Source organism: Rahnella perminowiae, assembly GCF_019049755.1.
GTDB lineage: Bacteria > Pseudomonadota > Gammaproteobacteria > Enterobacterales > Enterobacteriaceae > Rahnella > Rahnella perminowiae.
Genome location: NZ_JAFMOS010000637.1, coordinates 15,316 through 39,143 on the forward strand (window position 1 = coordinate 15,316; position 23,828 = coordinate 39,143).

20 protein-coding genes and 1 other RNA gene are annotated in these 23,828 nt (G+C 52.8%); 5 read left to right on the plus strand and 16 right to left on the minus strand.

Features of this window, described 5'->3' with window-relative positions; genetic code table 11:
* From gcvT to J1785_RS24270, 5 genes are all read right to left on the minus strand, one after another.
* Entirely contained in the window at nt 1-1,098 is a 1,098-nt protein-coding gene (gene gcvT, locus J1785_RS24250; RefSeq protein WP_129953006.1) for a glycine cleavage system aminomethyltransferase GcvT, read from the minus strand.
* Nucleotides 1,099-1,408: 310 nt separating this feature from the next.
* Nucleotides 1,409-2,635: an FAD-dependent 2-octaprenylphenol hydroxylase gene (ubiI, locus tag J1785_RS24255; RefSeq protein ID WP_217220940.1), complete on the minus strand. Its 1,227-nt coding sequence runs from the start codon at nt 2,633-2,635 to the stop codon at nt 1,409-1,411.
* Nucleotides 2,636-2,652: 17 nt separating this feature from the next.
* Nucleotides 2,653-3,831: a 2-octaprenyl-6-methoxyphenyl hydroxylase gene (gene ubiH, locus J1785_RS24260; protein WP_129953008.1), complete on the minus strand. Its 1,179-nt coding sequence runs from the start codon at nt 3,829-3,831 to the stop codon at nt 2,653-2,655.
* A gap of 1 nt (nt 3,832) precedes the next feature.
* Nucleotides 3,833-5,149, minus strand: a complete 1,317-nt coding sequence (gene pepP / locus J1785_RS24265) for a Xaa-Pro aminopeptidase (RefSeq protein ID WP_129991417.1) — start codon at nt 5,147-5,149, stop codon at nt 3,833-3,835.
* 60 nt (nt 5,150-5,209) lie between these two features.
* The gene (locus J1785_RS24270) at nt 5,210-5,782 is read right to left on the minus strand and encodes a YecA/YgfB family protein (RefSeq protein ID WP_129953010.1); all 573 of its coding nucleotides are present in this window, start codon (nt 5,780-5,782) and stop codon (nt 5,210-5,212) included.
* A 253-nt stretch (nt 5,783-6,035) separates the two neighbouring features.
* Here J1785_RS24270 and zapA point away from each other — a divergent pair, with 253 nt between their 5' ends.
* The 4 genes from zapA to asr all read left to right on the plus strand — a co-directional run bounded on the left by zapA (nt 6,036) and on the right by asr (nt 7,977).
* Nucleotides 6,036-6,365, plus strand: a complete 330-nt coding sequence (gene zapA / locus J1785_RS24275) for a cell division protein ZapA (protein WP_013576788.1) — start codon at nt 6,036-6,038, stop codon at nt 6,363-6,365.
* Nucleotides 6,366-6,412: 47 nt separating this feature from the next.
* A non-coding RNA gene (gene ssrS / locus J1785_RS24280) (6S RNA) lies at nt 6,413-6,596 on the plus strand.
* Nucleotides 6,597-6,635: 39 nt separating this feature from the next.
* On the plus strand, nt 6,636-7,232 hold the full coding sequence (locus tag J1785_RS24285) for a 5-formyltetrahydrofolate cyclo-ligase (protein ID WP_129953011.1): 597 nt from the start codon (nt 6,636-6,638) through the stop codon (nt 7,230-7,232).
* A 271-nt stretch (nt 7,233-7,503) separates the two neighbouring features.
* Nucleotides 7,504-7,977, plus strand: a complete 474-nt coding sequence (asr, locus tag J1785_RS24290) for an acid resistance repetitive basic protein Asr (RefSeq protein ID WP_113878248.1) — start codon at nt 7,504-7,506, stop codon at nt 7,975-7,977.
* A gap of 300 nt (nt 7,978-8,277) precedes the next feature.
* Here asr and serA read toward each other — a convergent pair whose 3' ends face one another.
* Nucleotides 8,278-9,516: a phosphoglycerate dehydrogenase gene (serA, locus tag J1785_RS24295; protein WP_217139410.1), complete on the minus strand. Its 1,239-nt coding sequence runs from the start codon at nt 9,514-9,516 to the stop codon at nt 8,278-8,280.
* Nucleotides 9,517-9,866: 350 nt separating this feature from the next.
* On the minus strand, nt 9,867-10,529 hold the full coding sequence (gene rpiA / locus J1785_RS24300) for a ribose-5-phosphate isomerase RpiA (RefSeq protein WP_129953013.1): 663 nt from the start codon (nt 10,527-10,529) through the stop codon (nt 9,867-9,869).
* 227 nt (nt 10,530-10,756) lie between these two features.
* Between rpiA and J1785_RS24305 the strand changes: the two genes are divergently transcribed.
* Nucleotides 10,757-11,659 (plus strand): LysR family transcriptional regulator ArgP, encoded by a 903-nt coding sequence (locus J1785_RS24305; RefSeq protein WP_129953014.1) that lies wholly within the window; start codon nt 10,757-10,759, stop codon nt 11,657-11,659.
* A gap of 53 nt (nt 11,660-11,712) precedes the next feature.
* On the opposite strand, the gene J1785_RS24310 is transcribed toward J1785_RS24305, so the two are convergent.
* The 9 genes from J1785_RS24310 to epd all read right to left on the minus strand — a co-directional run bounded on the left by J1785_RS24310 (nt 11,713) and on the right by epd (nt 23,612).
* Nucleotides 11,713-12,447 (minus strand): oxidative stress defense protein, encoded by a 735-nt coding sequence (locus J1785_RS24310; RefSeq protein ID WP_129953015.1) that lies wholly within the window; start codon nt 12,445-12,447, stop codon nt 11,713-11,715.
* Nucleotides 12,448-12,550: 103 nt separating this feature from the next.
* Complete coding sequence (gene argO, locus J1785_RS24315; RefSeq protein ID WP_129953016.1) at nt 12,551-13,168, minus strand: arginine exporter ArgO; 618 nt, start codon at nt 13,166-13,168, stop codon at nt 12,551-12,553.
* Between the two features lie 181 nt (nt 13,169-13,349).
* Nucleotides 13,350-14,237: a small-conductance mechanosensitive channel MscS gene (gene mscS, locus J1785_RS24320; RefSeq protein WP_217220941.1), complete on the minus strand. Its 888-nt coding sequence runs from the start codon at nt 14,235-14,237 to the stop codon at nt 13,350-13,352.
* A gap of 135 nt (nt 14,238-14,372) precedes the next feature.
* The gene (locus J1785_RS24325; protein WP_129953018.1) at nt 14,373-15,641 is read right to left on the minus strand and encodes an MFS transporter; all 1,269 of its coding nucleotides are present in this window, start codon (nt 15,639-15,641) and stop codon (nt 14,373-14,375) included.
* 60 nt (nt 15,642-15,701) lie between these two features.
* Nucleotides 15,702-18,800 carry a beta-galactosidase gene (locus J1785_RS24330; RefSeq protein WP_217220942.1) on the minus strand — a complete coding sequence of 1,033 codons (3,099 nt, stop codon included), beginning with the start codon at nt 18,798-18,800 and terminating at the stop codon, nt 15,702-15,704.
* A 134-nt stretch (nt 18,801-18,934) separates the two neighbouring features.
* On the minus strand, nt 18,935-20,017 hold the full coding sequence (locus tag J1785_RS24335; RefSeq protein WP_129991413.1) for a LacI family DNA-binding transcriptional regulator: 1,083 nt from the start codon (nt 20,015-20,017) through the stop codon (nt 18,935-18,937).
* A 134-nt stretch (nt 20,018-20,151) separates the two neighbouring features.
* A complete protein-coding gene (fbaA, locus tag J1785_RS24340; protein WP_013576802.1) occupies nt 20,152-21,231 on the minus strand; it encodes a class II fructose-bisphosphate aldolase in 1,080 nt (359 codons plus the stop codon).
* A 125-nt stretch (nt 21,232-21,356) separates the two neighbouring features.
* Nucleotides 21,357-22,523: a phosphoglycerate kinase gene (gene pgk / locus J1785_RS24345; RefSeq protein ID WP_129953021.1), complete on the minus strand. Its 1,167-nt coding sequence runs from the start codon at nt 22,521-22,523 to the stop codon at nt 21,357-21,359.
* 72 nt (nt 22,524-22,595) lie between these two features.
* The gene (gene epd / locus J1785_RS24350) at nt 22,596-23,612 is read right to left on the minus strand and encodes an erythrose-4-phosphate dehydrogenase (RefSeq protein WP_129953022.1); all 1,017 of its coding nucleotides are present in this window, start codon (nt 23,610-23,612) and stop codon (nt 22,596-22,598) included.
* Nucleotides 23,613-23,828 lie beyond the last annotated feature (216 nt).

A 23,828-nucleotide genomic window follows, 5' to 3' on the forward strand; every position in this document is an offset into this window, starting at 1 on the left:
TTACTGCGCCAGCGGTTTGCCGTTACGGACAAAACCTGGCTTCGTGACTTTCACCGGCATTTCGCGGTTACGGATTTGCACAATCGCGTGCCCGCCAATGCCCGCCGGAACGCGTGCCAGCGCAATACTGTAGCCCAGCGTCGGAGAGAATGAGCCGCTGGTGATCACGCCTTCCAGCGTGTTGCCCGCGCTGTCGGTGAATCGCACCGGCAGTTCGTTACGCAATACACCTTTCTCCGTCATCACCAGACCAACCAACTGTTCAGTGCCCTGCTCGCGCTGTCTTTCCAGTGCGTCACGGCCGATAAAATCACGGTCTTCCGGTACCCAGGCGATGGTCCAGCCCATGTTGGCGGCCAGCGGTGATACGCCTTCATCCATTTCCTGACCGTAGAGATTCATGCCCGCTTCCAGACGCAAGGTGTCACGCGCGCCCAGACCGGCTGGCTTCACGCCTGCGGCCAGCAGTTTTTGCCAGAAATCAGCAACCTGCTCTTGCGGCAGCGCGATTTCATAACCCGCTTCGCCGGTGTAACCGGTGGTCGCGATAAACAGGTCGCCCGCCTGAACGCCGAAGAATGGCTTCATGCCCGCTACCGCTTGTTTTTGTTCAGCGGTAAACAGGGTTTCTGCTTTTTCTTTCGCATGAGGTCCCTGCACGGCAACCAGTGCCAGATCATCACGCACCGTCAGTTCGATACCGTACGGCTCTGCATGCTGCGAAATCCATGCCAGATCTTTCTCACGGGTCGCTGAGTTAACCACCAGACGGAAATAGTTTTCATTAAGGAAGTAAACGATCAGATCGTCAATGACGCCGCCGGAGGCATTGAGCATGCCGGTGTACAGCGCTTTACCCGGGGCAGTCAGTTTGGCGACATCGTTCGCCAGAAGATAACGGAGGAATTCACGGGTACGGGCACCGTGGAGATCGACAATGGTCATGTGCGAGACGTCAAACATACCGGCATCCTGGCGCACAATGTGGTGTTCATCCAGCTGGGAGCCGTAATGTAAAGGCATCATCCAGCCGTGGAAATCGACCATACGCGCGCCGCACGCAACATGTTGTTCATAAAGCTGAGTCTGCTTAACCATCTTATTCCTCATTTCATTAAGTGCATAAACAGCACACCGCGCAAACGATACCCTTTGCCTGAACTTACCACTGAATCTCCCTGCTAACCATAAGTTAAAATATGCAGAGCGGTGGGAATGTCAGTGATTTCACAGGGGCATTTTGCAGAGTTTTTGACTGGTAAACTGGGGTTTGTGGCGCAAAATCTACAAATAAACAGCAAAAGTGTCGATGTTATATAACGACAAGGCCGGATTTCTCACCATTTGCAGAATGAGAAATCCGGCCCCGGATTAGAAAATGTAATGGAAAATTTTAGCTGAAATTAGATTATTTCAATCGAAGCGATGGCTCCTGTAACCATTCAGGTAAATCATTGAGCCCCATTGCCTGTCGGACCAGCTTCGGTTTGACACCCGGCAGGGAATCCGCCAGCGTCAGGCCGATATCGCGCAGCAGTTTTTTGGCCGGATTGTCACCGGCAAACAGTTCGCGAAAGCCCTGCATTCCGGCAAGCATCAGCGCTGCGCTGTGTTTGCGGCGGCGCTCATAACGGCGCAGATACATATGCTGGCCAAAATCCTTGCCTTCTTTTTGCAGACGTTTGATTTCGCAGACCAGTTCAGCAGCATCCATAAAGCCTAAGTTGACACCCTGCCCGGCCAGCGGATGCACGGTGTGTGCCGCATCCCCGACCAGCGCCAGACGTTGTCCGGCGAAGCTGCGGGCATAACGTCCGGTCAGCGGGAAGGTCAGACGATCGCTTTCTACTGCACAAACACCAAGGCGCAGGTCAAAGGTGCTGGCGAGAATTTTGTTGAATGCTTCTGGCTCCAGCGCCCTCAGGCGCTGCGCTTCATCCGGAGATACTGACCAGACAATAGAAGACAAATGTGTATCCGCCAGCGGCAGAAATGCCAGAATGCCTTCACCGTGGAATACCTGCCGTGCCACAGACTGGTGCGGTTCTTCCGTGCGGATGGTCGCCACCAGTGCATGATGGCGGTAATCCCAAAAGGTCAGTGGAATATCGGCGTGCTGACGCAGCCATGACTGTGCACCATCCGCTCCCACGACTAAGCGCGCACTGAGCTGACGATCATCATTGAGGGTAATGAAGGCTTCATTTTCACCCCATGCCACATTTTTCAATGTGGCTGATGTGAGCAGTGTAATGTCAGAAGATTTTTCCGCATGCTGCCACAAAGCACGGTGGATCACCTGATTTTCGATGATGTGCCCCAGATGGCTGAAACCGTATTCTTCGCCACGGAATGCAATTTTACCGAAGCTGTCGCGATCCCAGACTTCCATCCCCTGATAAGCATTGGCACGCTGAGCGATGATGCTGTCCCAGACACCCATATATTTCAGCAGGCGTTCACTGGCAGCATTGATCGCCGAAACCCGTAAACCCGGCTGTTCCGGCAACGGTGTATCGAGATCCGGCTGCTGGTTTTCCAGTACAGCAATGCGCAAACCGCTGCCCTGTAATCCGCACGCCAGCGCCAGACCCACCATTCCGCCACCGGCGATAACCACATCAAAAGATTGCATAATTTTTCCTGTAAGGATTAACGGTCAACCCAGCCCAGCGTCCGGCGGGTAAACGCATCACGTAGCGGCGTAATGCCTTCCATCGCCAGTAAACCAAGATTACGTCCGACCATTAATGGCAGCCAGCGGTTGGCAAAGAGATGGATCAGGCCATCCGTGACGCCGATGGTCGCCTGCTGATCAGGCTGACGGCGCCGCTGATATTCACTCAGCACAGGGTAACTGCCGACGTCGGTGCCTTGTACGGCAGCATGGGCCAGCGTTTCCGCCAGCGTGATGACATCACGCAGACCGAGGTTAAAACCCTGTCCCGCAATCGGATGCAGCGTTTGCGCCGCGTTGCCCACCAGCGCCAGACGGTGACTGATATGGCTGTTAGCTTTTTGTAATTGCAGCGGATAACTGAAACGTTTACCGGCCTGGTTTAAGGTGCCCAGACGCCAGCCGAACGCTTTTTGCAACGCACTGAGAAACTGCGCTTCGCTCCAGTTATCGATTTCTTCTTTCGCTTCTCGCGGATGACACCAGACCAGGGAACTGCGGCCGTCGGACATCGGAAGCAGGGCCAGCGGTCCGTGCTGAGTGAAACGCTCAAACGCGCGGCCGTTGTGCGGCTCGCCGGTCGCAACGTTGGTGATGACGGCAATCTGTCCGTAATCTTCACGTTGCCAGCCAATATTGCAGGCTTTTGCCAGCGAAGAATGGGAACCGTCAGCGGCCACCAAAAGCTGTGCAGTCAGAACTTGACCATCGTCGAGCGTCACGCTGGCGGAATCTTGCAAACGCGTGACATCCGTCACTTTCGCCGGACAATGCAACGTCACACCGGGAGCATTTTTCAGCATGGCAAAAAGACGCTTGCCCACTTCGTGCAGCTCAACCACCTGTCCCAGCGCTTCAACGCCATAATGCGCGGCATTAAGATTGACAAAAGCCGCGTGACCACGATCGCTGACGTGGATATCGCGGATTGGTGTGGCGATCGCCGCCAGCGCAGGCCAGATCCCCACCCGGGATAATTGCTGGCAGGTTCCCTGCGCCAGTGCGATCGAACGGGCATCAAAACCCGGATGCCCGTGATGCTCCGGCGCAGTGGCTTCCACCAGATGCACCGGCAAACGTCCCTGCGTCAGTGCAGAAATCGCCAGCGCCAGCGTGGCACCGGTCATTCCGCCGCCAACAATTACAATACTCATATTATTTCTGTGCCGCCGCCATTAACGCTTCAATATCATCGGCTTCTTTCACCACATCGCCGGTCAGAATTTCAATACCGGTAGCGGTGATCAGAATGTCGTCCTCGATGCGGATACCGATACCGCGGTACGCTTCCGGTACGTCAGCGTCCGGCGCAATATACAGGCCCGGTTCAACGGTCAGCACCATGCCCGGTTCCAGCGTCCGGCTGCGATCAACTGAACCGTAATGGCCGACGTCATGAACGTCCAGTCCCAGCCAGTGAGATAAACCGTGCATGAAGAACTGGCGGTGAGCCTGTTCAGCGTAAAGGGTTTCAACATCGCCTTTCATGACACCGAGTTTTACCAGACCTTCAATCATCACGCGTACTGCCGCTTCGGTCGCAGCCTGAATGCTGCTGCCCGGGCCGAAGACTGCCAGCGCTTTATATTCTGAGGCCAGCACGATGTCATAGATTTCACGCTGCGCTTTACTGAATTTACCGTTCACCGGGAAAGTACGGGTGATATCACCGGCATAGCCCTGATATTCACAACCGGCGTCGATCAACACTAAATCGCCGTCACGCAATTCACATTCGTTTTCGGTGTAATGCAGGATGCAGCCGTTTTCGCCTCCGCCCACAATGGTGTTGTAGGAAGGGTAACGCGCGCCATGACGGTTAAATTCGTGGTGAATTTCACCTTCAAGCTGATATTCGAACATGCCCGGGCGGCATTTTTCCATCGCACGGGTATGCGCCAGCGCAGTGATATGTCCGGCGCGGCGCATGATGGCAATTTCTTCAGCCGATTTGAACAGGCGCATATCATGCACCCAGGGACGCCAGTCTGTCACAGTGGCAGGCGCGGAGAGATTCTGGCGGAAGCCTTTGCGCAATTTTTCCATGGCACGGTTAACGATTTCATCCGCATACGCGTAATCGCCTTGCGCGTGATACACCACATCGAGGCCATTAAACAGCAGATGAAGCTGGTCGTTGATATCATCAAAAGGCAGTGCTTTGGTCACGCCAAGTTTGGCGGGCGCAGCTTCCTGACCTAAACGACGACCAAACCAGATTTCAGCGGTGAGATCACGGACACGGTTAAACAGGACGCTGTGATTATGATTTTCATCACTTTTCACCAGGATCAATACCGCTTCCGGCTCATTGAAACCGGTGAAGTACCAGAAATCACTGCTCTGACGATACGGATATTCACTGTCGGCACTGCGTGGGGCTTCCGGCGCAGAAAAAATTACCGCAGCGCTGCCCGGTGCCATCTTCGCTAACAGCGCCTGACGACGATTCTCGTACTCTTGCTGAGTCATCACACCTTCTCCTGAAATCGTTTTAATGAGTGCAATCGCTTTATTTAATGCAACGTACGATTAATGCAACGTACGGTGATTTTCCGCAGCCGTCGGGCGACTGTGACCAAATTCACCAAAGCACAGGATGGCGGCGACACGGACATACTCCACCACTTCCTCTAAAGATTGTGCCAGCTGTTCCTGATCTTCATCTTCGTCGTAACCCAGTTGTGCGATGCTGCGTAAATCGTCGATCGCCTCACCCACTTCGCCTTTCACTTTGGCCAGTTTTGGCTGCATCATGCCCAGCCCGAGCAGGAAATGGTTCACCCATCCGGCCAGCGCATCGGCACGCTCAAAGACGTGTTTTTCATCGTCTGGCATCAACATTTTGAATTCGAAGCTGTCATCCTCGAGGGTGTCTGACGTCACTTTGCGCAGTTGTTGCAGCAAATCGGCCAGCGTGTGCGGGAAGGCTATGCCTTCGTTAGTCAGGTCATGCACCATCGTCAGCCAGCTGCCATCGCGATTGCCACCGCACAGCAAACCACTGATCAAACCGTGCATTTCTGCTGCGGTCAAAGCAACCGATTGTTGTTTCAGGTTTTGATCCAACGAATCGTAAGTAGGGTAAGTATTCTCAATAGACATGCGCATTCGCCATCGTTGGCAGGTTAAGTTCGTGTTATGCTACCACCAAGGTCTGTCGTAGTACCAGATTAGCAGCCCGTGATTGGGTGGTCTTAGGCATGAATGGCACGCCCTGAGCAATCGGGCAGCAATCAGTCGGTCATGGGGTTGTAACCTGGTATTGAGATAGTTATAGTGGCGCCCGCTTCCAACATCCTGCGCCAGGTCGTAGTGGTCACGTTGGGGCGGACGAATAAATCAGCAGGAAGGTGGCATGTCTGCACAACCGGTAGATATTCAAATTTTTGGTCGCTCTTTACGGGTGAATTGTCCGCCAGAACAACAGGAAGCACTGAATCTGGCAGCTGAAGATCTTAATCAGCGGTTGCAAGATCTGAAAGTTCGCACTAGAGTCACCAATACCGAGCAACTGGTATTCATCGCGGCATTGAACGTATGTCACGAACTTGCTCAGGAAAGGTTGAAAACTCGCGATTACGCATCCAATATGGAACAACGTATCCGGATGTTGCAACAAACCATCGAGCAGGCATTGCTCGAACAAGGCCGGATCTCTGAACGTGAAGGGGCGCCTTTCGAATAACACACGTTGCTGACTGACTGGTCACAGGTTGTCAGAAACGGTAAAAAATTTCTCTGAGATGTTCGCCAGCGGGCCCGTCCCCTGAGCCGATAATTAGTACCAACAGAATGTGATGATCCGTAATCGGTGCGCATGCTCGGCCCGTCCGAGAAGCCTAAAGATTGCGACAGCACGTTCACCTTGAACCATGGGTTCAAGGGTTACAGCCTGCGACGGCATCTCGGAGATCCCCCTTTCTTTGCGGTACATCCCTTTCTGGTGTTTGTATCTATGTCTTATACTCCTCTGTTCGCATCAGCCCGACAAATTCTCCGCAGTGAAATACGCCAACGCAGACAGGCTCTGACTGCTGAACAGCAAACTGATTTTGCCCTTAAGGCTGCAGAACGCGTCGCAACCCACCCGAAGATTATGTCCGCCTCTACAGTTTCTTTGTTTCTGTCATTTGATGGTGAGCTGGATACCGCACCGTTGATCGGCCGCTTGTGGAACGAAGGCAAACAACTCTGCCTGCCGGTGCTGCACCCTTTCTCGCCCGGAAACCTGCTTTTTTTGCGTTATACGCCCGACACGCCGCTGGTGCGTAATCGTCTCAAAATTCTGGAGCCACAACTGGATGTCACTCAGGTTATTCCGCTGCCGCAACTGGATATCATCCTGACGCCGCTGGTCGCCTTCGACAGTGCCGGGCAACGCTTAGGTATGGGGGGAGGCTTTTATGACCGCACACTTGAGCGCCGGGAAGCGGGCGGTCCGTATCCGATAGGTTTGGCGCACGATTGTCAGCATGTCGATGCCTTACCGGCTGAACACTGGGATGTACCATTACCTGAAGTCATCACGCCCGGAAAAGTGTGGGTCTGGTGATGCCAGGCAATATAAATTCACTGCAGGTAAGGTGTCAGCCGGAAACAGAGCATATCACTTATTAGTATGTTGTAACTAATTGCAGCCTCCGGCATCTCCTCTTTTGTCAGAAATAACCAACCCTTTGAAATAAATCATATTTACCGCTTATACATACCGTTACACGCCGAAACCAATCACTCACGGACAACAGGGTTCGTCACGCCTATTATTCTCACATCGGCCCCGCAGTGGGGTAGACACATAAACCAAGACTCCTGAGGAATTAAACATGAAAAAAGTATTAGCTCTGGTTGTAGCCGCTGCAATGGGCCTGTCTTCTGTCGCTTTCGCTGCTGAAACTACAGCAACACCGGCACCTGCTGCCACAGCAACTACAGCGGCTCCGGCTCATGCGACTAAGCATAAAGCACACAAGAAACCTGTTCAGAAAGCGCAGGCTGCCAAGAAACACAAAAAAGCAGCGAAGAAAGCACCGGTCGCTCAGAAAGCTCAGGCTGCTAAAAAACACGTGAAACACGCTAAGAAAGCGGCTCCGGTTGCACAGAAAGCCCAGGCTGCTAAAAAACACGTGAAACACGCTAAGAAAGCCGCTCCGGTTGCCCAGAAAGCCCAGGCTGCTAAAAAACACGTAAAACATGCTAAGAAAGCGGCTCCGGTTGCACAGAAAGCCCAGGCTGCTAAAAAACACGTAAAACATGCTAAGAAAGCTGCTCCGGCTGCAAAAGCTACCCCAGCAGCATAAGAAGTAACGAAGAAGTCTTCGTGAGCATCGCTGCTCGCGCTTATCAAGACTGTTAATTTAACACCCGGTTCGCCGGGTGTTTTTTTCTCCGTTTATCCGCCCGAGGTACTGACAGATGATCCTGCGCCGCTACCTGTTCGAAATCACTTTTTCATCAGTGATCCTCTGTGGTCTGATCACCCTGTCTTTTTACTTCTGACGTTTTGATTCCCGCGTTCACCTGCGGATATTGTTTATTACCCTGATGCCAGAAACAAAAAAACCGCCTTCCGGCGGCTTTGTCATTTATGGCTGATATGCTCAGTAAAGCAAACGGGCACGAATGGTTCCCGGAATTGCCTTCATCAGTTGCAGTGCGGTATTCAGCGTCGTGGTATCTGTTTCAGCATCGATAACGACATAACCGATTTCAGGGCTAGTTTGCAGATACTGTGCGGCGATATTAATCCCTTGCTCCGCGAAAATCTGGTTGATGCTGGTCAGCACCCCCGGACGGTTTTCATGGATATGCAACAGACGGCTGGCTTTCTCGGTATGCGCAGGCAGAGAGGCTTCCGGGAAGTTAACTGCTGACAGGGTTGAACCGTTGTCAGAGTATTTCGCCAGTTTACCTGCCACCTCAAGGCCGATACCTTCCTGCGCTTCCATTGTCGAGCCACCGATGTGCGGCGTCAGCAGGACGTTGTCGAATTCACACAACGGAGAATTGAACGGATCACTGTTGGTCGCCGGTTCTTCCGGGAAGACGTCAATCGCCGCGCCGGAAAGATGTTTGCTGCGCAGTGCATCACACAGCGCCGGAATGTCGATAACGGTGCCGCGTGAGGCATTGATTAGCAGCGCGCCCGGTTTCATCCGGGCCAGCTGCGCCTCCGAAATCATGTCTTTCGTACCGGCAGTTTCCGGCACATGCAAGGTGACCACGTCGCTGGTGTTAAGCAATTCTTCCAGCGTCGCAATCGGCTGCGCATTACCCAATGGCAGTTTGCTTTCGATGTCGTAATAGAAGACGCGCATCCCCAGGCTTTCCGCCAGGATCCCCAGCTGCGTACCAATGTGGCCGTAACCAATGATCCCCAGACGCTTGCCACGCGCTTCGAATGAACCGACTGCCAGTTTGTTCCACACACCACGGTGCGCTTTCGCATTCGCTTCAGGAATACCGCGCATCATCAGCAACATTTCGCCCAGCACCATTTCCGCAACCGAACGGGTATTGGAGAACGGTGCGTTAAAGACCGGAATACCACGACGGGTCGCAGCTTTAAGATCCACCTGATTGGTGCCGATGCAGAAACATCCAACAGCCACCAGTTTTTCTGCTGCCTGGAACACTTCTTCAGTCAGCTGAGTACGCGATCGGAGTCCAACAAAGTGCGCGTCACGGATCGATTCTTTCAGCGATTGCGTGTCTAAAGCACCTTTGTGAAATTCAATATTGGTGTAACCCGCGGCACGGAGTGTATCAACCGCACTTTGGTGGACGCCTTCCACTAACAAAAACTTAATCTTGTCTTTCTCAAGTGATACTTTTGCCATTTCCCGACCCTATAATTTTCTGACTGAATTCAAACTGCATGGTGACTGCTCACAGTCAACATAACAAAAAATCCGCCATCATCAATACAAACGATTGCCTGCCCCCCAGCAGAAGGCTCAGCGCACCTGTTGGTTTTTAGCATTTCATGCTGGTTAGATTTTGCTGAGCCAGACGTTCAGGAGGAGAAACACAGGAATGTGACATAAGTCACCAAATTAAAGCTTTTAAATAAAAGATGATTCAGTCGGAAAATTATCATCTTCATAACATTGCGTTATGACAGCGGGATGACGAGGCGGAGACTGGCTGCCCGGGACAAAAGCAGCCAGATCTTCTGCTTATAGGCTGATTACTTCAGTTTGATGGTTTTGACACCTTCGGAAGTCCCGACCAGCGCCACATCAGCCCCCCGGTTGGCGAACAGACCGACAGTCACCACACCGGCAATACTGTTGATCTTATTTTCCATCGCGACAGCATCAAGAATATTCAGGTTGTGCACATCCAGGATCACGTTGCCGTTGTCTGTCAGTACATTCTGACGGTATTCCGGCAGGCCGCCGAGTTTCACCAGTTCACGCGCCACGTAAGAACGAGCCATCGGGATCACTTCAACAGGCAACGGGAATTTACCCAACACATCCACCTGCTTAGAGGCATCCACAATGCAGATGAATTTTTTGGCAATCGCGGCAATGATTTTTTCACGGGTCAGCGCCGCGCCGCCGCCTTTGATCATTTGCATTGCGCCATTGATTTCATCTGCACCGTCAACATACACATCCAGCGAATCCACTTCGTTGCTGTCGAAAACATGGATGCCTAAGCTTTTCAGTTTTGCAGTTGAGGCGTCGGAGCTGGAAACGGCGCCTTCTATCTGGCCTTTGATGGAACCCAGTGCATCGATGAAATGCGCGGCAGTGGATCCGGTGCCGACACCGACAATGGTGCCCGGCGTCACGTAATCCAGCGCGGCCCAACCGACTGCTTTTTTCAATTCTTCCTGCGTCATAATGGCTTCTCTGTCTGATAACACGAAAGTGGCGTGAATGGTTCGGTGAAACGAAGAGTGCGGGTGATTATAAAGCATGTCCCGGCAGATTGGGCAGTCAAGAGCGTGACCAGATCACACTTATTAAGTGCAATTGTGTTGCAAACACCCCGATTTTCCTCACCACAAAACCTGACAATCTGTGGCATAGTGTCCCGATAACATTGAATCCAAGGGACAGAACTCCGATGAAACGCCCGGACTATAGAACGCTGCAGGCACTGGACGCGGTGATCCGTGAGCGCGGTTTTGAACGCGCAGCACAGAAGCTTTGCATCACACAATCGGCAGTCTCTCAGCGCATTAAGCAACTGGAAAATTTGTTCGGCCAGCCGCTGCTGGTCCGTACCGTTCCCCCCCGTCCGACTGAACAGGGGCAGAAATTGCTGGCCTTGTTACATCAGGTGGAATTACTGGAAGAAGAGTGGCTGGGCAGCGACAGCAATCACGAAAGCAACGATACACCGCTGTTGCTTTCACTGGCAGTCAACGCCGACAGTCTGGCAACCTGGTTACTGCCTGCGCTGAAATCGGTACTGGTCGATTCCCCTATCCGTCTTAATTTACAGGTGGAAGACGAAACCCGAACGCAGGAGCGCTTGCGTCGCGGCGAAGTCGTCGGTGCGGTGAGTATACAGCCACAGCCACTGCCGAGTTGTCTGGTGGATCAGCTCGGTGCACTGGATTATTTGTTTGTGGGTTCCAAACCTTTTGCTGATCGCTATTTTCCGAACGGCGTCACCCGCTCCGCCTTACTGAAAGCACCGGCGGTGGCATTTGACCATCTTGATGATATGCATCAGGCCTTCCTGCAACAGAACTTCGATTTATCGCCTGGCAGCGTGCCGTGCCATATCGTTAACTCATCGGAAGCGTTCGTACAACTGGCCCGTCAGGGCACCACCTGCTGCATGATCCCGCATTTACAGATTGAGAAAGAACTGGAAAGCGGTGAGCTGATCGACCTGACGCCGGGTCTTTTCCAGCGCCGTATGCTTTACTGGCACCGTTTTGCACCGGAAAGCCGCATGATGCGCAAAGTGACCGATGCCCTGCTGGCACACGGCCATCAGGTGTTGCGTCAGGACTGATTTGCCTGGCGAAAACAGAAATAAAAAACCCGCCGGCGCGGGTTTTTTCATATTTACTGTGCGGGAGCCTGAGGCTGCAATTCGAAAACGACATCGACCTGATCGTCGAAGTGAATGCTTTGCTGCTCGTAGGTTTGCGCCACATCGCTCTGGCCTGCGGCTTCAGCCGTTTTATACATACGTGCAACCGGCATCGGCTGGTAGTTAGCAACGTGGTAACGGATGCTGTAAACCGGCCCCAGTTTGGTATGGAAACCTTCGGCCAGTGATTTTGCCTGCTGCGTGGCATTTTCGATGGCTTTCTGACGTGCTTCATCGCGGAATTTATCCGGATTGGCAACACCCAGTTCAACCGCACGCACTTCATTCAGACCTGATTTCAGTGCGCCATCCAGCAGTTCGTTCAGTTTGTCCAGCTGACGTAATGTTACCTGAACCTGACGTACTGCACGGTAGCCTTTCAGCTGCGACGTGCCGTCTTTCAGATAGTTGTATTCCGGCTGAGTACGCAGGTTGGCAGCATTAATATCTTTTTTCTCAATGCCGTTTTTTTGCAGGAAAGCAAAGTATTCCGCCACGCGTTCATCAGCCTGCTTCTTGGCGCTGGCCGAATCATTCGCTGACACGCTGACTTCAATCGCCAGCGTCGCGATATCCGGCGTGGCATCCACGCTTGCGGTGCCTGACGTGACGACGTGAGGCCCGGCAGGTAATTCTGCCGCCTGTAACGTCAACGGTAATGTCCCTAATCCCAACATCGCTGCTACAGCCAATGCTTTCAGTTTCACAGTGCCTCCATTAATCATCAAAGATCTGGCAATAGATAGGTCAAACAATCTGCGAAACCGTAGCATAATCCGTTGCAACAGAAACTAAGATTAGTGACAAAACTCAAAATACCCCGGTCTGACGGGCCAGTTGTATTGCAATCCCCCACATAATGACGCCGACGATAAAGTTTATCACCCGCTGCACTTTGCCGGTATTAAGCCATGGCGCGAGCATAGCGGCGAGAATAGCCAGCCCGAAGAACCATATCACTGACGCACTGACGGCACCGAGCGCAAACCACGAACGCTCATCATGGCTCAGGCTGCCGCCCAGACTGCCAAGCACCACGAATGTATCAAGATAAACGTGCGGATTCAGCCAGGTCACCGCCAGCATGCTGACGACAATTTTCCAGCGACTTTGCTTCGCCACTTCAGCCTGAGCCAGTTCGGGATTTTTGCTGAATGCCGTACGAAATGCACCCCAGCCATACCACAGTAAAAATGCCACACCGCCCCAGCTCACCAGCAACAGTAACGTCGGGGATTGGCTCAGCAACGCGCTGCCGCCAAAAATACCGCCGCAAATCAGCGCAATGTCACTCAGCGCACACAAGCCGGCGATCATCAGATGATACTGACGGCGGATGCCCTGATTCATCACAAATGCATTTTGCGGGCCAATCGGTAAAATCATCGCGGCGCTCATCGCCAGTCCTTGCAGGAAAATTGCCAGCATGGGAACTCCTTCAGAGAATCAGTAACAGAGATTGCGCGCAGTGTAAGGGCTTAGCGGGCATAAGAGGAAATGGAAATTTCTAATCGGTCATTAGCCTGGCTTATCAGCGACAGCGGGATATTTCAGGCATGAAAAAGGCGCCCGCAGGCGCCTGTGAAAATCCGAAGATGGGAGATATTTATTATTCGAAAGTGCGTCGTTCTTCCTGCTGGCTGCCCGCCGCATTCGCCACCTGATAAAGGTGAACATCCATTTGCGGGTAAGCAATATTGATATTGTTTTTATCCAGTGCACGTTTAAACGACTCCAGCAGATCCCATTTCACGTTCTGCGCATCACCGTTGTTGGTCCAGGCATACACGATGAAATTCAGGGTAGAGGCCGCCATTTCGTTCAGACGAACCACGACACCTTTATCCTGCAAAACGCGCTGATCGGCTGTGATGATATCGGTCAGGATTTTTTTTACCAGATCAATGTCAGAATCATAACCTACGCCAACAGTCAGCTCGATACGGCTGGTCGGTTCACGTGAATTGTTGATGATGTTACCGGCGATGATTTTGCCGTTTGGCACCACAATAATTTTGTTATCCGGTGTACGCAGGGTAGTGGAAAAAATTTGTACCTGAGTGACAGTACCGGCCACGCCGCCGAGGTCAACATATTCACCGGCACGGAACGGCCGGAAAATCACCAGCAGAACGCCCGCCGCAAAGTTAGACAGTGAGCCTTGTAATGCCAGACCGACGGCCAGACCGGCGGCACCGATGACGGCGATCACGGACGTGGTTTGCACGCCAATCCTTCCCAGAACCGCAATCAGCGTGAAGGCGATAATCGCGTAACGCACCATGGCGGAAAGAAAATCGGAAACCGTGACATCAATACCACGAACTTTTAACACCCGGCTGACGGCACCGGAAACGATGCGGGCGATAATCAGCCCCACAATCAGAATGAAGACTGCTGCCACAATATTCACGGCGTAATGAAGCAATAACGCCTGGTTTCTCACCAACCAGTTGCCAGCATTATTGATGCTGCCCACCACGTTCAAATCATCCATTTAAGGTACCCCAAAATTACACCCTCACGGGCTGCAAAAACTAAAGCTGCCCCGTTTAACGAGGCAGCAAGTGTTCTGTAAGGTTAACTAACAATGCGATGAAGTGCCAATTCCGTAACAAAGACTGCAGATAAATTAAGGATTTGCGTGGCTGTTTTTTAACGGTTCAGGGGTTTTGAATGCCTGAAGAGGGCCGCGACCGCTCAGCGTAAAGGCAGAAATCACCGTGAAGGTCAGCGCGACTAATCCGAGGATCAGATAGGTGCCATGGAAACCGATACGGTCATACATGTTACCCGCGAAAACGGACATAAAGATGATCGCCACCTGTTTGAAGAAACAGAAGGTCACCAGATAAATCGTCGCCGAGAAACGCACTTCAAACACTGAGGTGATGTACTTGAAGCAACCGACAATCAGGAACGGCACCTCAAACATATGCAAGGTTTTCAGCACCACCACTTCCAGCGGTGACGACGCGAAAGATGAACCGATGATACGCACGGACATAATAGCACCGGCCAGCAATAAAGCATTCTTGCCGCCAATCCGGTTCACAATCAGCGGTGCGAAGAACATGATGCTGGCGTTCAGCAGTTCGCCCATGGTGGTGACATAGCCAAAGACGCGCGTCCCTTCAGAAGATGACGCGAAGAAGGAGGTAAAGAAGTTAGCAAACTGCTGGTCAAATACGTCATACGTACAGGAGACGCCAATGACGTACAGCGCCAGGAACCACAGTTTTTTATCTTTCAGCAGTTCGACGGCCAGTTTGAAATTGAACGGTTTGCTGTTCGCTCCCAGTTCATTGACCACACGTGCGCTGGAGGTCACTTCCGGCCTGGCGATCAGCAACAGGATAGCAAGAATGACCGCACAGCCGGAGCCGAGCCAGAATACGAATTCATTGTTAATGGTAAACATGATGCCGACCACCGAGGCGCACAGCGCCCAGCCGACACAGCCGAACATGCGTGCACGGCCAAATTCAAAGCTGCTGCGGCGACTGACTTTCTCGATATAGGCTTCAATCGCAGGTGCACCGGCGTTGTAAATCAGACCCAGGTAAATCCCGCCCACTACCGATCCAAGGTAAATATTTATTTTCAGTAACGGGCCAAATACATAAATAAAGAATGGCGCGAACAGGATCAGCATGCCGGTGATGATCCACAGCAAATGCTTTTTCAACCCCAGTTTATCGGCCAGTAAACCAAACACCGGCTGGAACAACAGCGAGAACAACGAAATACTGGCGAAGATGATGCCGGTGTCACTTTTGCTGATCTGGTTGATGTCATGCAGCCAGATCGGGAAAAACGGAAAATAGGCTCCCATGATGAAAAAGTAAAAGAAGAAGAACAGCCCGAACATCCAAAAGTTAGTATTTTTCAGGTAATACATAAGCAGATTCCTTACGTCTGAATACTGCGCTGCGGCGGGTTAAGGCCGCAGCGCGGGATATCAGGCACGCTTCCAGGTGAACGAATAATGATACTGACCGGCCGTCAGCAGGAAATCAGGACTGACGCTCGGGCTCCAGGAATCATCACCGCCGACACCCATATGGAAGCCGTCGATGTTCAGCCAGGTGCCCTTTTCTTCACGCAATAAGTGACGATGGCTGGTGTCCATCAGCTGTTGCAGGCTGTAGCGACTCAGGCCAAAGTGGAAGTTTCCACGCAGCTTCCATCCGGCGTAATCCAGTTCGCGGGTTTCTCCACGCAGGCCATTTTCGGTCGGGAAAACGTACGGCGTGTACATCTCTGTCAGTGGCAACGTCCAGCGCCCGTGCTGCGCCGCCAGACGGCGGTCAGGATAATTCTCGTGCGGTCCCAGTCCCAGCCAGCTGACGTTTTCTGCGGTGTCCGCCAGCTGGCAGGTCATGCCAATGCGACCCGGCGACGGTACATTTGACGCCACGCGGACATCGGCGCTGATATGCAGTTCGCCCTGATTATCGATGCGGAAAATCTTACGGCTCAGCAGTCGCGTTTCATCCCCCGCCATGAATGCGTGAGTGGTGGTGATCACCACGCTGTCCTGTAACTGGTCGGCACAGATGTTTAATAAACGCGGTTCCAGCTGGTACATACCCGCCGCTTTCCAGCGTTCAACCCAGGCATTTGGATCAATACGGGTGACTTCGCTGACGCCGATATCGTTATCCACCGGCGCACGGATAAACTGGTCGCGCAGCGCACTCAGCAGACGCGGCGTTGAGCCATCAAACCACTGTTCCAGCAGTCCGCTTTGCTGGCTGAACTGCCAGCGCTGTGTGCCATGTGCTACCGTAATCAGGCCGTTTTGCTGCTCCAGTACCGGTGTAACAGCAGAAATTTTCTCCGTTACCTGTAAGGTCATTGGCTGCGGCAATTGCCATTGATCCCAGGCGCTACGGTGCCCGGCTTCTGACCAGGCGGTCGCCTGCGGCTGATGCACTGCCACGTTCAGCCACAAATCCCCTTCCGACGAGGGAATATCGCCCAGATTCAGGGTTTGTTTGCCGTTTGGCGCGATATCTAACACCGCTTCGCCCTGCGAAATGACCTCGCCGTCATGTTCGATACGCCAGACCAGTTGTTCGTTATCACTGTGGCGGAACAGATATTCGCTCTGAATTTCCAGCATCAGCGGCGAGGTGCTGATCAGCGAAAACTGGAAGAATTGCTGGGCGCGCTGCGCTTCAAACAAGGACGGATGCGGCGTACGGTCAGCAAACACCAGACCGTTCATGCAGAACTGACGGTCATTGGGCGTATCGCCAAAGTCACCGCCGTAGGCCATATAACGTTCGCCGTCATCGCCGGTGCGCAGCAGGCTCTGATCGACCCAGTCCCAGACAAAACCGCCCTGCAGACGCGGAAACTGGCGGAACGCTTGCCAGTATTTATCGAAGCCGCCAAAGCTGTTGCCCATCGCATGGGCGTATTCGCAGAGGATCAGCGGACGGGTTTCATCCGGCATGCTGATCCATTTTTTAATCGACCATTTAGGTACGGCCGGGAACGGCTGATCCTGCTCAACACGGGAATACATCGGGCAGATAATGTCGGTTGCCGCACTGTTGGCTCCGCCGCCTTCGTACTGCACCGGACGGGTGGGATCAACAGACTTGATCCAGCGATAAAGTGCATCGTGATTCGCGCCATGACCGGACTCATTGCCCAGTGACCAGATAATGATGCACGGATGGTTGCGGTCGCGCTGAACCATACGCGTCACACGTTCGCTGAACGCGTTGAACCAGACCGGATCGTCCGAAAGACGGTTCATTGGCTGCATGCCGTGAGTTTCGATATTGGCTTCATCGACCACATACAGCCCATATTCATCGCAAAGTTTGTACCAAAGCGGATGGTTCGGATAATGCGAGCAGCGTACGGCGTTGAAGTTATGCTGCTTCATCAGCACGATGTCGCGGCGCATGGTGGCTTCGTCCATCACCTGACCGTTTTCAGGGTGATGCTCGTGACGGTTGGTGCCACGGATCAACACCGGCTGGCCGTTCACTTTCAGTAGCCCGTTGCTGATTTCTACCTGACGGAAGCCCACATCGCAGGCTTCAGCTTCAATAAGCTGCCCCTGCGGAGAAATCAGGGAAACGACAGCGCGATAGAGGGCGGGCTGTTCAGCACTCCACAACGCAGGCTGGCTGACCGGCAAACGCAGCGTGGTTCGGTCAAATGCCGACCCGCGCTCATCAATGATTTCGCTGCCGAGTGGTTGCTGATGCTGTGTGACCGGTTTATCGCCCTGCCACAACTCGACGCGCACCTGATAATCAGCCGCTGTTTTCGGCGGCACGGCAGCGCTGACCCGTACCTCCAGTTCGGCCTGCGTGAAGCCATGAAACAGATGCGTGCGCACCTGTAAATCGGTAATCTGCTCCGCCGGTTTATGCAGCAAGGTGACGTCGCGGAAGATCCCGCTCATGCGCCACATATCCTGATCTTCCAGATAACTGCCGTCACTCCAGCGCAGCACCATGACCGCCAGACGGTTTTCACCGGCGTGCAGTACACCACTAAGATCGAATTCCGCCGGTAAACGGCTGTCCTGCGAATACCCGATCCACCGGCCGTTACACCATAAATAGAAAGCAGAGTTAACGCCGTTGAACACAATGCGCGTCTGCCCGCTGCTCAGCCAGTCATTATCCACAGAAACTGTGAGCGAGTAACAACCCGTAGGATTTTCTGCCGGTACAAACGGCGGATTGACGGGGATGGGGTATTGAACGTTGGTATAAATCGGTGCGTCATAACCCGCCAGTTGCCAGTTTGATGGCACCTGCACAGCGTCGGCACCTGCCAGATCCTGTTGCAGCCATTGCTCCGGCACGGCTTCAGGACGGTTAAAATAGCTGAATGCCCACTCGCCATTCAGGCTACGGATGTTTCCTGAAGCCTTATTATCTCTCGCTTCTTCTGCATCCCGCCAGCTGTTAAACGGCGGGTGTGCAGGTAACCTGTTGCACTGTGTCGAGGCCGGTTTTTCCCAGTCACGGCGGGCCAGAACAGTGGCCAGCGATGATAATTTATCTTCCGCTGATGATGTCATAATATCTCCCCGGTAAATTGTTATGCGCTCACAATATGATAAACATGCGTAACCCGGACGAGTAAGTAAAGCGGTGGTATGCGGGAAAGGGACGCGGATCACAAATTCCGCGTCATGGGAGGGTTAAATCCGGTTCAGAGCGCGCTAAGCTGACGCGCGATGCGGATCAGCTCCTGCGATAAGGCTTCCTGTGACACCGGGTTTGTGCCCGGTCTGGCAGTCGTGTGGCGTTCAACCAAAGAAGTGGGCAGTAACAGCGAGGATTGCTGATGATCGCCATGCGTATGCAGATGCTCCACCAGCCGGTTAATGCTTTCGTGACCAAGCAGGCGGAAATCCTGTTTGATTGTGGTCAGCGGCGGGAAGAAAAATGCGCTGTCTTCAGTATCGTCATAACCCATCACCGAAATTTGTTCCGGTACCCGCAGACCAAACTCATGGACAGCACGCAGAACGCCGAGCGCCATCTGGTCATTGGCAACCAGAATCGCCGTAGGACGTTCGGGCTGACTGAGCAACAATAATGCCTGCTGATAACCCGAAGCCGCGCTCCAGTCACCATGCTGAACCGCACAGGGCGTAATATCGTGCAATGCCAGCGTCTTCAGCCAGCCTTCATAACGCAGCCGTGCAGAGATGGACTCGAGCGGGCCGGTCAGTACGGCAATCTGCTGATGCCCGAGCGCCAGTAAATGCGCCACGCCCTGCTCTGCCCCGCAGTGAGGATCGAACAAAATTTTGAACACATCGGCTTCAGGATCTACATCCAGAAACAACGCCGGTAAGTTGCCGCACAACTGCGCAATAGCCCCCGCATCGTCATTCGACAACGGCACGTTAATCAGCACGCCATCTACCCGCTGCGACATCAGTTCGTTTACTGCCGCACGACAGGCGGTCAGGCTCAGGTTATCAATCATCGAAATCACAACGTTGAAGCCTAACTGATTAGCACGGGTTTTCATCGCTGACGCAATTTGTGACGGCGCATGCAATGCCAGCTCAGTGGTCGCCAGACCCAGCGTATAACTTTGTTTCCCCGCCAGTTGCTGTGCGACACGGTTCGGAACGTAATTGAGCGCCGCCATTGCCTGTTCGACTTTATTACGCGTTCTGACCGACACATGCGCAGCCTGATTCAGTACACGCGAAACGGTCTGATAAGACACACCGGCGTGGCGCGCAACATCATCGAGGGTGACAGATTTTGGCTTCATGGCTCTCTCTTCGGGATTCTGGCGAAATACTGATACGGGCTATTGTGGCCGGAAAACAGGCCATAAAAAAGGGGCCGAAGCCCCTTTGACGATTATCCTCACATTCCGGTGGTCAAGCACCGGAAGGATAAGAATTACAGTACGTCGATCGCGTTCAGTTCTTTGAATGCCAGTTCCAGGCGAGTCACCATGGAAGACTGTGCAGAACGCAGCCATACGCGCGGGTCATAGAATTTCTTGTTAGGTTTGTCCGCGCCTTCCGGGTTACCCAACTGACCTTGCAGGTAAGCTTCGTTTTTCTTGTAGAACTGCAGAATACCGTCCCAGTTAGCCCACTGAGTGTCGGTATCGATGTTCATTTTGATAACACCGTAACCTACAGATTCTTTGATTTCTGCTGCAGTTGAACCGGAGCCGCCGTGGAATACGAAGTTCAGGCTGTTGTGTGGCAGGTTGTGTTTCTTGCACACGTATTCCTGAGAATCACGCAGGATCGTTGGAGTCAGTTTAACGTTACCTGGTTTGTAAACACCGTGTACGTTACCGAATGACGCAGCGATAGTGAAACGCGGGCTGATAGCGTTCAGTTTTTCGTAAGCGTAATCAACGTCTTGTGGCTGAGTGTACAGTGCTGATGCGTCCATATGGCTGTTGTCCACGCCATCTTCTTCACCGCCGGTGCAACCCAGTTCGATTTCCAGAGTCATGTCGATTTTTGCCATGCGAGCTAAGTACTTGCTGCAAATTTCGATGTTTTCTTCCAGAGATTCTTCAGACAGGTCAATCATGTGAGAAGAGAACAGTGGCTTACCGGTTTTCGCGTAATGCGCTTCACCCGCGTCCAGCAGACCGTCGATCCATGGCAGCAGTTTTTTCGCGCAGTGGTCGGTGTGCAGGATAACCGGCACACCGTAATGTTCTGCCATCTGATGCACATGGTGTGCGCCAGAGATTGCGCCCAGAATTGCCGCACCTTGTGGTACGTCAGTTTTCAGGCCTTTACCTGCGATAAACGCAGCGCCACCGTTAGAGAACTGAACGATAACCGGTGAACGAACTTTCGCAGCCGCTTCGAGCACGGCATTGATGGAGTCGGTGCCTACGCAGTTAACCGCTGGCAGAGCAAATTTGTTTTCTTTAGCGATAGCGAAAACTTTCTGTACATCATCACCAGTGATAACGCCTGGTTTTACGAAATCAAAAATTTTAGACATAGTTCTTTGTCCTGTTTCGTCGGCCGTAGATGGATTGAATCGGTTTGCTATGTCGCGCGGGCTCCACTGTGCAGCCCCCCGCGCGGCAAAGAAGAACGGACAGCATTACGCTCCCCGTTCAGGGTTCATGACTTCTTAGCACGCTCTTCCAGCATCACAACCGCTGGCAGTGCTTTCCCTTCAACGAATTCCAGGAATGCGCCACCGCCAGTGGAGATATAGGAAATTTTGTCAGCGATACCGAACAGATCGATAGCCGCCAGTGTGTCGCCGCCGCCTGCGATAGAAAATGCTTCGCTGTCAGCAATAGCCTGCGCCACAATTTCGGTCCCTTTACGGAAGTTAGGGAACTCGAACACGCCTACAGGACCATTCCACAGAATGGTTTTAGCGTTTTTAATGATCTCAGCCAGACGATTTGCAGACTCATCGCCCATGTCGAGAATTTGTTCATCATCTTTGATGTCTTTAACAGACTTCACGGTAGCCGTTGCAGTTTCAGAGAACTCCGTCGCTACGCGAACATCGGTAGGAACAGGAATGTCGCAGGTTTCCAGCAATTTGCTTGCGGTGCCGACCAGGTCTGCTTCGTACAGGGATTTCCCGACGTTGTTGCCTTGAGCAGCCACGAAGGTGTTCGCGATACCACCGCCAACGATCAGCTGGTCAGCGATTTTGGACAGGGAATCCAGAACGGTCAGTTTGGTAGAAACTTTAGAACCACCCACGATAGCGACCATCGGACGGGCCGGGTTACCCAGCGCTTTACCCAGTGCTTCCAGTTCTGCAGACAACAGCGGACCGGCACAGGCGATAGGTGCAAACTTGCCCACGCCGTGAGTAGAAGCTTGTGCGCGGTGCGCAGTACCGAATGCGTCCATCACATAGATGTCACACAGGGCAGCATATTTTTTGGACAGGGTTTCGTCGTCTTTCTTTTCGCCTTTGTTGAAGCGAACGTTTTCCAGAACAACCAGCTCGCCTTCGGCAACTTCAACGCCATCCAGATAGTCTTTAGCCAGACGTACAGGAGAAGACAGTTTGTCTTTCAGGTAGTTAACAACCGGCAGCAGAGAAAACTCTTCGTTATATTCGCCTTCAGTCGGACGACCCAGATGCGAGGTAACCATCACACGTGCACCTTGTTTAAGGGCAATTTCGATGGTAGGTAAAGAAGCGCGGATACGTGCATCTGACGTTACTTTGCCGTCTTTAACTGGCACGTTCAGATCGGCACGGATCAGTACGCGTTTACCCGCTAAATCCAGATCGCTCATCTTAATAACAGACATGGTGAATCCTCTCGTTGATTCTCTTTAAAGTTGCTTGAAGGCAGTTTCGGCCGGAAAGCCGGAACAGCCGTACTAGAAACCGCTGGCAGACATTGCCAATGTTGTATCCAACATTCTGTTGGCAAAACCCCACTCGTTATCGCACCAGACCAGTGTCTTAATCAGGTGCTGTCCACTTACCCGCGTCTGCGTTCCATCTACGATGGCGCTATGGGGATCATGGTTAAAATCTGTCGAGACTAATGGTAGTTCGGTATAGTCAACAATACCACGAAAAGCACCTGTTGCGGCCTTTTGCAGCAGCTGGTTAACCTCGCCTACCGTCACAGCACCCTCGACAAATACGCTTAAATCAATGGCGGTGACATTGATTGTCGGCACACGCACCGAGATCGCTTCAAAGCGATCGCAAAATTTTGGCATGATGCGCGTGATCCCTGCGGCCAGTTTGGTATCAACCGGGATAATGGACTGGCTGGCGGCGCGCGTACGGCGTAAATCCGCATGGTACGCATCGATCACCGGCTGATCATTCATTGAGGAATGAATGGTCGTTACCGTGCCGGACTCAATGCCAAAAGCATCATCGAGCAGTTTGATCACAGGGATAATACAGTTGGTGGTGCAGGACGCATTGGACACAATGCGGTGCTGACGTTCGAGCAAGGCGTGGTTCACGCCGTAAACCACCGTGGCGTCAAGATCATGGCCGCCAGGATGCGCGAACAGAATTTTTTTAGCGCCGGCCGCAAGCTGGGCTTCACCGTCTGCACGGCTGCCATAGACACCGGTGCAATCAAGCACGACGTCAATGCTCAGTTCACCCCATGGCAACTGGCTGGCATCAGACTGATGAAGTAAACGGATGGAGTCATCGCCTACGTAAAGGTTTTCACCTTCCTGGCGGACATCCCAGGCGAAACGCCCGTGGCTGGAATCGTATTTAAGCAGATGAGCCATGCCTTCAGGGCTGGCAATTTCATTGATGGCAATGACGGAGATTTCCGCCCGGCGACCGGATTCGTATAACGCGCGCAATACGCTACGGCCAATGCGACCAAAGCCATTAATTGCAATACGTATTGGCATACATCTCCCTGTTACACGGTTGTTACTCAATATCAGTAACACCTATAGTAATGCAGCGTGCGTTTACGGTGAATCACCATCATCATTTGTCCGCACAAAGCCTGCGGCAGAAAAGCGTCAGTTTCAGGCACGATAACAACCTGGTGAGGATGTTAAGCTCAAATAGCCCGACTGAAACGGTTCAGCTGAGAATAAACCAAACAGTGAATAAAAGGA

Excerpts from the sequence above, each read along its gene's own strand:
- gcvT (WP_129953006.1), bottom strand. The coding sequence starts at position 1,098 with ATGGTTAAGCAGACTCAGCTTTATGAACAACATGTTGCGTGCGGCGCG.
- ubiI (WP_217220940.1), bottom strand. The coding sequence starts at position 2,635 with ATGCAATCTTTTGATGTGGTTATCGCCGGTGGCGGAATGGTGGGTCTG.
- ubiH (WP_129953008.1), bottom strand. The coding sequence starts at position 3,831 with ATGAGTATTGTAATTGTTGGCGGCGGAATGACCGGTGCCACGCTGGCG.
- pepP (WP_129991417.1), bottom strand. The coding sequence starts at position 5,149 with ATGACTCAGCAAGAGTACGAGAATCGTCGTCAGGCGCTGTTAGCGAAG.
- J1785_RS24270 (WP_129953010.1), bottom strand. The coding sequence starts at position 5,782 with ATGTCTATTGAGAATACTTACCCTACTTACGATTCGTTGGATCAAAAC.
- zapA (WP_013576788.1), top strand. The coding sequence starts at position 6,036 with ATGTCTGCACAACCGGTAGATATTCAAATTTTTGGTCGCTCTTTACGG.
- J1785_RS24285 (WP_129953011.1), top strand. The coding sequence starts at position 6,636 with ATGTCTTATACTCCTCTGTTCGCATCAGCCCGACAAATTCTCCGCAGT.
- asr (WP_113878248.1), top strand. The coding sequence starts at position 7,504 with ATGAAAAAAGTATTAGCTCTGGTTGTAGCCGCTGCAATGGGCCTGTCT.
- serA (WP_217139410.1), bottom strand. The coding sequence starts at position 9,516 with ATGGCAAAAGTATCACTTGAGAAAGACAAGATTAAGTTTTTGTTAGTG.
- rpiA (WP_129953013.1), bottom strand. The coding sequence starts at position 10,529 with ATGACGCAGGAAGAATTGAAAAAAGCAGTCGGTTGGGCCGCGCTGGAT.
- J1785_RS24305 (WP_129953014.1), top strand. The coding sequence starts at position 10,757 with ATGAAACGCCCGGACTATAGAACGCTGCAGGCACTGGACGCGGTGATC.
- argO (WP_129953016.1), bottom strand. The coding sequence starts at position 13,168 with ATGCTGGCAATTTTCCTGCAAGGACTGGCGATGAGCGCCGCGATGATT.
- mscS (WP_217220941.1), bottom strand. The coding sequence starts at position 14,237 with ATGGATGATTTGAACGTGGTGGGCAGCATCAATAATGCTGGCAACTGG.
- J1785_RS24325 (WP_129953018.1), bottom strand. The coding sequence starts at position 15,641 with ATGTATTACCTGAAAAATACTAACTTTTGGATGTTCGGGCTGTTCTTC.
- J1785_RS24330 (WP_217220942.1), bottom strand. The coding sequence starts at position 18,800 with ATGACATCATCAGCGGAAGATAAATTATCATCGCTGGCCACTGTTCTG.
- J1785_RS24335 (WP_129991413.1), bottom strand. The coding sequence starts at position 20,017 with ATGAAGCCAAAATCTGTCACCCTCGATGATGTTGCGCGCCACGCCGGT.
- fbaA (WP_013576802.1), bottom strand. The coding sequence starts at position 21,231 with ATGTCTAAAATTTTTGATTTCGTAAAACCAGGCGTTATCACTGGTGAT.
- pgk (WP_129953021.1), bottom strand. The coding sequence starts at position 22,523 with ATGTCTGTTATTAAGATGAGCGATCTGGATTTAGCGGGTAAACGCGTA.
- epd (WP_129953022.1), bottom strand. The coding sequence starts at position 23,612 with ATGCCAATACGTATTGCAATTAATGGCTTTGGTCGCATTGGCCGTAGC.